Source organism: Spirulina sp. 06S082, assembly GCF_034932145.1.
Lineage (GTDB): Bacteria > Cyanobacteriota > Cyanobacteriia > Cyanobacteriales > Spirulinaceae > CCY15215.
In genome coordinates, this window is the sequence record NZ_JAYGHV010000185.1 from 1 (window position 1) to 9,164 (window position 9,164).

Sequence of the window (9,164 nt, forward strand, 5' to 3'; positions counted from 1 at the left end):
TTCGGTGACACTTCGAGTAAGTCTTTTGGCAGAATCGTGGTGGTAATTTCCCACCCGAACCAACAGTTAGTTTTGCTTTATGACGTATTGACTGCAATCGTTTGTCGCGACGGTCTATATCGGCTGCCCGATGAAAAAATTCCTTTGCAGTCACAGTGCCGTCAGAATTGACAATTGTTGCAGTCGCTAAAGTATTAATACCGACATCAACGGCTACGACTTTTGGAGAAGGTGTTAAGGATTTTGGCTTGATTTTAAATGGAATGGATAAGCAAACTGATTTATCACCAACAATTAATGTTGGCGATAATTGCTTGTTGTTAGGGTCAAGATGTCGCTCTCGTTGGGAAACAATTTTAACGGTTATCCAAATCCAATCCAAACCATTAAAAACCTTGATTTCTGCTTCAGATAACTCATCGTTAAACTTAATGCACTGCCCTTTATACAGCACAGCATAAACATTCGTCTTACCGTTCAATTTAGGAGGAAGTGCATCTTTTCTTTTTCTTTGTCCTGATTGCCAAGACGAATATCGTGTAATGAATGAGGAAACTTGACCAATTACAAATTCTATGGCTGCCCGTCTTAAATAAGAGGGGAACTTGTAGAATTTACGGTCAAAATGAGAGTATCTAGGACTGGGATTCTTTTTGGTTTTATGAATGAGTTTCTCGGTTGCCACACAAGAACTTTCTGCACTATTAATGTGAGAGTAATGAGTATAGACCACACCAATCAATCCACGAACGAATTGACGATAAATATTTTGGGTTAGCCGCAAATATTTACGTTGTTCTGGTGTGGGTTGTAATGCCCATCGATCTGTGCGTACAATCGAGTTGACCATATTTCTATCATTGCTCACGTCGTTTGATTATAACACGCTAAATACCAAAAACCACAGTGCTTATCGGATTTTTTATCATATCGTATTGGCCGCTAACTAGCGATTCGTCCTGTCGGACTGAATCGTAGGATGCGCGGCGCATTTTTGCTCAAAGTCTTGTCCGTATCCCTTCCCCTGAACCTTTGTCCCCATACTGAGAACTTTTATGTCAGTTCTCAGTATTGTACCTCATGATTTCGCAATTTGCTATATTGTCTAATTGAAGGCATCCTTAACAGTATTTTTCATGTCTTCTACCACATTAAGAATATTACTTTCAACCTGCTTAACTTGTCCCTGAAACTGATCTTCACGGTTGCCAGTAACATTGCCAATCTGTTCTTGAGCCTTACCTTCAAGATTTTTTTCTATTGCTTTAGCCCGATTGTTTGATGTCATGTCATCTTTCAGATCTTCTGCTGCATTCCGAACCTTACTTTCGACCTGTTTGGCTTTTCCCATCATTTGATCTTTGGCATTGCCCGTAACATTACCGATCGCCTCTTGGGTTTTGCCTTCAACATTCTTTTGCATTGCCTCGACTCGGTTCATTGATGCTAGTTGAAATGAAGGATAATTGTTCAATTGCGCGAGAGATGTTGTGGCAGCTAAACTATTGGCTGTTCCGAAACCAAACGCGATCGCAGTTGTTAGCAAGATAGCTAAAGTACTGTTTAGAAAAAGACGACGAAGCTGTTTAATTAAACTCATGGTTAATCTTAAAAAATGAATGATGTATGTTCGATCGGTTTCGTCAGTAATTTATGGTTCATAGTAAAATATGAACGCGACTAACGAAACGAGAAGATAGCTTTTGCAAGTAGCAAAGAATTATCAACAACCTTTTAGACTCTTCGTCCAACAAATAAATTGTAGACAATGCCGATCAGCGCCAAAACTAAAAGTATATGGATTAAGCTGCCACCAATGTGAATAGAAAATCCCAGTAACCAGAGGATGAAAACCACACCAATGGCAGTCCAGATGAGATTAGACATTTTTTTACGTCCTTGTTAAATTCAGTGTTAAATTCGGTTTTTATACCACTACGGTAACGGATATTTTATTAATGAAACCTATAGTTAGGTAATCAGCAGAAAGAATTAACAATTTCACAGACTTTGTTAAGAATAGTAAGCATTCAGGCAGGGCAACGCGTACTAATAAACGGACAAGACTTTGATTGAGTATGCGTTTGCCCTGTATTTTGATACAATTCACAGCTTCTCTGCCTTAAGACAGAGAAGGGTCTTGGGATAAGAAAGCGCGATCGCTGGGAATAGATGCAACCGGTTCCGTGAGGGTAAATTCCCCCGCTTCAATCCATTGTTTGAGTTCTTCAGCAACTTGACGAGAAAGACGAATACTGGCGAGAGGTGCGGTTCTCACTTTTTTCCCTTGAATGGTAATGTGACCGTTTTTCAGTTGGGCATAAGTGAAAGAGCCAAAGGTGGGGCGCACTCGCCGAGGAATGGCAAAATCCACCACAGGAGCAACAATTTCTTCATCTCGCACCGCGCACTTTAGCACAATTTCTTCACTTAAAACCGGAATGGGAATGCCTACTCCCAAAACGATCGCGGTGCCGTAATTTTGGAAATAACAACCTCGTACCCAACGAGAATTCATCTGTTTAGCATCCCCGATCGCCGCCAAAGTACAGGCTGGACCGATGGGGGTGCGATTCTCTAAACGTTTTTGTAGGGGAAAGTGTTGGGTTCCCTCCCATGTGATATAACCAATTCCTCCCCCTAAAAAAATCTTGGTACCGATACCGATGGTTTGTAAATCTGGGTCGTTGAAAAGGGGAGAAATAGCCCCCGGATTAGCATAAACTGCATTGCCAAATTGCGGGTGCAAGGGACCGAGATAAGTGTAGAGAATGCGATCGCCACCATTAACCCCCACAATAAAGTTTTGATAGAGATTGCGCGGATTAAATAAATAAAATTGATTGATGCTATCTCGATTAATCGTGCTTTCCCAAGAAGCACGAGGATAGCAGTCCGTTACCTGTCCCGTCGCCCGTAAATGGACGGATTTTCCCGCAATCAGGTCTTCGATTACGTGACCTCCTCCCCTGACAGGAGAAGGGTTTCCCGCTATTCGTTCCGTCTCCGCTTCCCCATAATCCGCCATCATGGTCGCCCCTAAATACAAATCTACTGCCCCCAAACCTCCATAAGCGGGAACCCCATCTAACCAACACTGGCGAATTTTCATCGGTGGGTCTGTATGACCCACGTTGAGGATAGCGCCAACGGATTCCATGGGCTCAAAGGTGCCTGTGGTGACGACATCCACGGTTTTCGCTACTTGAGCGATACTGGTATCGGTTAGGCGTTGTTTGAGTTCTTCTACGGTCCAAACCACGGCTTTTGAGGCGCGAATTTTGTCATTAATTTCGACAATGGTTCTCTGCAAACTTAAATCTCCTTCTGGGTAATGGGAAATTAGGGGTAGAAATTCTCGGGAAGAAAATCTTCTGATTGATTATCAGTACAAATGTTGATTATAATGGACTCATCGCCCTTAATCCCAACCGATCGCGATGGAATTTAATTACGCATACAACGGTAGCACCGCAGTTAGTGACGGTGGAAATAGTACGCAAATGTCCTTTTCTCCGGACACGAAGCGTCAACCGACTTATTTTGTTGGCGAATTGCGGAAAAATATTGCTTTTCGCGAGGCTATTAGTGCTTTACATGATGTCGTCGTCTCGGATCTGCGCTTTAAACCCAAAGATCGCACCGAATATAAAATATGGCGATCGCAACAAGATGACTTAGACTGGCAGTTAATCGCCGCACAGCGATCGGAGGTGCGGGAACGGATACGAACTTTACAAAGTGAACTTAAAGACCTCTATCAACGCAAAAGTAACCGTTGGTCGGGATATTACAAAGCACAAAGAGACTACTATAACTATCTCTACGAACGCGATCGCGATATGTGGTTTGTTCTCGATCCGGTGATTACCGTCCATCCTGATGAGGTATTTTTTGAGTGTTTTTCTCAGGATGAATCGAGTTATGGTCGTTTGGGGGCAAGTTACGAGGTTTTTAAGAACATTAATGAGTTTGCTTGCGGGACAACTAATATTGATTATTCGGCGGATCTCTACAACGAATTTCAAAAAATTCGCAGTTATAAAAACACTTTATTTCAAGTCGATCCTTCTGGGTTTGAGGTACAAACAACTCAGGAAGATACTTATAAAGAAGTGAAAATCGATTTACCGGATAGTTGGGTGCGAGGGTTCTTACAAGTGAGTTCCGCTATGTCTCTCCCAGCAGTTCAGTTGGAATTGCAGCCGATGGATGTTTATAATATTTGCTTTATCCTGCGACGTTACAAAGAAAAACAGAGTCCGAGGGGGATGCGCTACCATTTGACTCCTGGACAACCGATCGAGATTGTGTTTGAACCCTGGGAAATAAAGGTAATTTGTCCGCGATCGCTATACAAGGGAACTAAGGCACAAGTTATCAGAGTTTGGGGTCGTCGTCGTCTTCTCATTCTCGAACGTCTTCTCCCCATTGCTAAGAAGTTTACCGTACATCTCCTCGGCACGGGAATGCCTTCTTTTTACGTAGCGGATCTGGGGGATATGTCTTTCACCTTGGGGTTATCGGGGTGGAGTGCAAATGATTGGTCGGGATCGGGGAATTTTGACCTGATGACCTCTAGGACAGAGGTAGATGCTTTCACCCAGCAACAAGTATTTACGAGTTTAAAGGAAAATTGGGCGGAATCTGTGGGAGATTTAGCCAAGCGCTTAAATTTAGATCGGAGTATTATTTTGGCAGCATTAAGTGCTTATACCCAAGCAGGTCGAGCAATTTACGATCTCAATAAACAAGTATATCGCGTGCGGGAGTTGAGTCGCGAACCTTTACCGATGGAAAGATTGCGCTTTGCGAATGAACGAGAAGAAAAAGCAACTCGTTTTTTAGAGGATAATAGCGTCAGGGTTACGAGTATCGCGGGAGACTTGGAAAGCGACCATACTGTGCAAGGAACTGTTGGCGATCGCGATCGCACTTACGAACCCTATTTAGTTATCGATCGCGATCGCCGTCTCGTGCAAGCTGAGTGTAGTTGCAATTGGTTTCAACAGAATAAATTATATAAGGGACCCTGCGAGCATATACTGGCTTTAAGAATGCAGTGCGATCGTCAGAAGAGACGGTCAATCTAAGCAAGACAAAAATCGGCAAATAAAGTTATGCGAGTTAGACTTAATAACATAGCCCCATTTGCAGAGTATCTTCCCAGGAGGACTCGTTGATGGGTTTTCAGATGTGCAGTACCCCCGAACAGTTATGACAGCGTTCGAGTCCCCGAGTTTGACCTTTGAGAGTGAGGAATTCATTACCACCGCAACCCAACGGGTGTCCTTAATCGAACAATTATTGGCGATCGGTACAGCGCTATCGGGAAGTCATGACTTGGGGGAATTATTGTCCCTAATTCTCAGCAAAAGTCGCGAAATTACCTGTAGCGATGCGGGAAGTGTTTTTTTAGTCGATCGCATCAATTCAGTACCTCAACTCGTATTCAAAATTGCTCAGAATGATTCTCTCCCTAGGGTTTTGTTTCAAGAGTTTACCCTACCCCTCACGTCAAAAAGTTTGGCAGGATATGTGGCTTTAACGGGACAATCTCTAAATATTCCCGATGCTCATAATTTGCTACCCGGTTTACCCTATCAACTCGATCGCAATTTCGATCGCGATTTTTCCTATCGCACTTGTTCGGTATTAGTGCTACCCATGCAGGATGCAGAAGGGGAAATTATTGGAGTCCTGCAATTAATTAATCGCAAACTGCGCCACGATATTAGAATCAATGGAGATAATGCCCTAAATGTTACTCAACCCTATTCGGACTGGGAAGAACGTTTAGTGCGTTCTTTAGCTTCTCAAGCGGCAATTTCCATCGAACGTAATATTCTCCAAAAAAGCATTGAACACCTCTTTGAGGGCTTTGTCAAGGCTTCTGTACAAGTTATTGAAGCACGAGATCCCACCACTTCCGGACATTCCGAACGAGTAGCCGCTTTAACTGTGGGTTTGGCTCGGGAAGTGACGGAGATGAAAAAGGGACGCTTGCGATCGCTCTATTTCAACCCACAGCAAATACAGGAAATGCGTTATGCGGCCTTACTACACGATTTTGGCAAAATTGGCGTTCCTGAAGCAATTCTTAATAAGCGCAAAAAGCTCTATCCCCAACAATTAGAAGTGATTCGTCAGCGTTTTGCTGTTGCAATTCGTACCTTACAAATGGAGTGCGCCCAGGATAAGTTTCAGTATTTGGTCAATCATCCCGATTATCAGCATACTCCCGATGCGAATTGTTCTCATTGTCAGCAATTACAAGCCTTTGACGATCGCTTGGAAGCAGCGTTAGAAAAGCTCGATCGCTATTTAAAGTTTATGGAAGAGATCAACGAACCCGAGGCATTAGCAACAAAGCGATTTGAGGCTTTATCAGAGGAGGCTTTTGTGGAATTAACCGCACTTTCAGAGTATTACTATCAGGATATCGATGGCACTCTCAAACCCCTCGTCACTGCCCAAGAAATGGAGCAAATGTTATTACCTCGGGGCAATTTAACCATAGAAGAACGTTTTGAGATCGAGGCTCATGTGACTCATTCCTATGAGTTTCTCAAGCGCATTCCTTGGACAAAACATCTACAAGATATTCCGGCGATCGCCTACGGACATCATGAAAAATTAGATGGTAGCGGTTATCCTTTGGGGTTAACGGGGGAAGAAATTCCCATTCAAACACAAATGATGAGCATTGCTGATATTTATGATGCGTTAACGGCGGCGGATCGTCCCTATAAGCGTCCAATTCCTGTTAATATTGTTCTCAACATTCTACGAGAAGAGGTTGAGAAGAATAAAATCAATGGCGATCTAGTCGAGATATTTATTCAACGTCGAGTCTATCAAATTTTGAGCCATCCAAGATAGAAATTTGGTAGAATTTCTATCTTATTTTCCCCTTATTTTGCTCTTATTGCCCTTGACAGGTTTGCAGTAATTCGCGATCGCGATCGCTGATATCTTCGATGGGATAAAATCCCTCCAAACCAGGTTTATTGGTGGGGATATCCCCAACTGAAGCAACTAAAGAAGTATTTTCAATGGCGATCGCATAAGGAAAAGTTTCTCCCGTGTAGCTATCGGTTATATTTAAAGCCAATTGACCTTCTTTTGTTGCACCTCGGAAGCAATCAAAAGAGGAACGAGGCTGATAAAATGCTCCTGTGATTTGTCCGGCTTTAACTTCAAGAATAGCGTAAGATTTGCCAATTTCGTTAGGATTTACCGACTCACCGTATAAATGAATACCTTCTGCTAAGGTAATGGGTGCATTGCGGGTTGTTTCTGCACTCTGATGCGCGATCTCTGGGGAAGCGATCGCGGGGGTAGCAACGGTTAAGGCGACCAAGGTAGCAGCGAAACTACGAGAGATGGGGTTGTTTTGGAGCGTTTTCATAATTCATTATCTCAATTCCTCACAGGTTTACTATCCCGCGATTTACTTTGCCGTGCAGCGATCTTCCTCGGTTTTGGAGGTGAGATAGGGCAGAATTTTGAGAGATCGTATCCCTTCTCAACTAGCGATCTGTATCACAGAAAACGTTCTGGAATTCGGAGTTAAGGGTTGAGGAGTGATATATTCTGAACTTTGCGGCGAAAATCTATGCTTTTTTTCTTTTTCTTACAATTCTTTACATTTTTCTTTTCTCTTCTCGTTCTCAATCATGGGATTAATCAGTTTATCCTCAAACGTTCTGGTTTTGAGTCTGCATCGCTTCCCGTTTTTGCTTGGGGATGGCTGATTTATTTTCTTATCTATATTGTTAGTCGTTGGTTAGCTGTACCCGTTGAACCCATCCGGAATATTTTTACAGGCATGGCTTTTAGTATTGCGATCGCGGGAGGAATTGTCTGGTTTTTTCGGCCTCATTGCTCGTTTTGGCAACAGCGTCGGCAAGATTTACCCCTCGATCTGGGAACGCTTGCTTTCTTATTTTGTTTCGTGATTGCAATGCTTTATATCGGACCCTATTTAGAACATCCATCGGATTCAGTAGATTATTTTTATCGCATTCAAGCCTGGGAAAAAGCCAAGTTTATGAACTATTTTAGCGAGAATCGCTATGTTACTTTTGCTACATTTTACGAACATTGGCTCTTACAATCTTCGGGATTGAGTTATGGGGAAAGATTGGGTTTAACCTTCGTTTCTGCTCTGACCCAAGGAATCTTATTTTGGGAATTTATTCGTATTGCTAGATTCATCACCCATAATCTTCCTTTAAGTTGGTTAGCCAGTTTAATGTCTTTAGGTTATTTTGGCTATGATGCCATTAGTTTTTATCGTTACAGTGTCTTTTCTGGTCCGATGCTGTCTTATATTATTTATTTAGAGGCATTGGTTTTAATTATTGCTCTCTTTTTAAAAGAGCAATGGCGTTACTTATTGTTTTTACCTCCTCTGCTTTGGTTTTGTTGGGATAACCACGAACAATCTACTTTATTTCAAGTGACTGCGATCGCGGCGATCGCTACAACTTTGGTGCTGTTTCGTTATCGCAGTTTAAAGCCTCAATTTAGACGAGTTTTAGTGTTGGCGATCGCCTTGGGCATATTGGCTACAATTTCATTCTGTTTGCTGCGAGAACCTATAGCCAAAAATTTAGATTTAGAATATCAAAACTTATATCTCTTCAATATTGAAACTATTTTCGGCTGGAAAATGTATGTTATTCGCTATACCCCTTTAAGTCATGCGATCGGGCTTGTGGGTTGGCTAATCGTATTCACAACAACACTATTTTTACTCTTTGGAAAACCTGAGAGAAAACTGGATATTATGTCGGGATTAACACTATTTCCCTTTCTGCTTTTTTGTAATCCCTTAGCGATTGAAGCTCTTCGCCGCGTTATGGCAGCAGAACAATTTCATCGCTTAATTTATGGCTGTTTATACTGGATGTTACCAATTTTCTTACTGCATCACTTCTCACCCCAGTTAGAAAGTTTTACTTCTCAAATTGTGTTGTTCAAAAAGGAAATAAACAATACAATATATCCTCAATATTTTATCATTATTTTATTACTTTTTACTTCATTAATTCCTCGCGATCCAATTTACGGAAAAATGATTCACAGTTGGTTAAAAGTTCCTCATGCTTTGGATGGTTCGGATTTAAAACCTGTAATTCGTTACCTGCGGGAGAATG

General features: G+C 42.1%; 7 protein-coding genes and 1 pseudogene. 3 read left to right on the plus strand and 5 right to left on the minus strand.

Annotated elements, in window-relative coordinates; all coding sequences use genetic code 11:
• The 4 genes and pseudogenes from VB714_RS13455 to VB714_RS13470 form a co-directional block, all read right to left on the minus strand.
• Window positions 1-850 (minus strand): annotated as a pseudogene (locus VB714_RS13455) (IS200/IS605 family accessory protein TnpB-related protein); the annotation flags it as partial.
• A 255-nt stretch (window positions 851-1,105) separates the two neighbouring features.
• Window positions 1,106-1,600, minus strand: a complete 495-nt coding sequence (locus VB714_RS13460) for a CsbD family protein (RefSeq protein WP_323224968.1) — start codon at window positions 1,598-1,600, stop codon at window positions 1,106-1,108.
• 134 nt (window positions 1,601-1,734) lie between these two features.
• A complete protein-coding gene (locus VB714_RS13465; RefSeq protein ID WP_323224970.1) occupies window positions 1,735-1,887 on the minus strand; it encodes a lmo0937 family membrane protein in 153 nt (50 codons plus the stop codon).
• A gap of 235 nt (window positions 1,888-2,122) precedes the next feature.
• On the minus strand, window positions 2,123-3,313 hold the full coding sequence (locus VB714_RS13470; protein WP_323224972.1) for a homocysteine biosynthesis protein: 1,191 nt from the start codon (window positions 3,311-3,313) through the stop codon (window positions 2,123-2,125).
• Window positions 3,314-3,440: 127 nt separating this feature from the next.
• Here VB714_RS13470 and VB714_RS13475 point away from each other — a divergent pair, with 127 nt between their 5' ends.
• Window positions 3,441-5,093: an SWIM zinc finger family protein gene (locus tag VB714_RS13475; RefSeq protein ID WP_323224974.1), complete on the plus strand. Its 1,653-nt coding sequence runs from the start codon at window positions 3,441-3,443 to the stop codon at window positions 5,091-5,093.
• A gap of 124 nt (window positions 5,094-5,217) precedes the next feature.
• Window positions 5,218-6,882: an HD-GYP domain-containing protein gene (locus tag VB714_RS13480; protein WP_323224976.1), complete on the plus strand. Its 1,665-nt coding sequence runs from the start codon at window positions 5,218-5,220 to the stop codon at window positions 6,880-6,882.
• A 43-nt stretch (window positions 6,883-6,925) separates the two neighbouring features.
• Here VB714_RS13480 and VB714_RS13485 read toward each other — a convergent pair whose 3' ends face one another.
• Window positions 6,926-7,411 (minus strand): hypothetical protein, encoded by a 486-nt coding sequence (locus tag VB714_RS13485; protein ID WP_323224979.1) that lies wholly within the window; start codon window positions 7,409-7,411, stop codon window positions 6,926-6,928.
• 207 nt (window positions 7,412-7,618) lie between these two features.
• On the opposite strand from VB714_RS13485, the gene VB714_RS13490 reads away from it, so the two are divergent.
• Window positions 7,619-9,164: hypothetical protein (locus tag VB714_RS13490; RefSeq protein ID WP_323224981.1), on the plus strand; the 1,546-nt coding region annotated here is incomplete at its 3' end.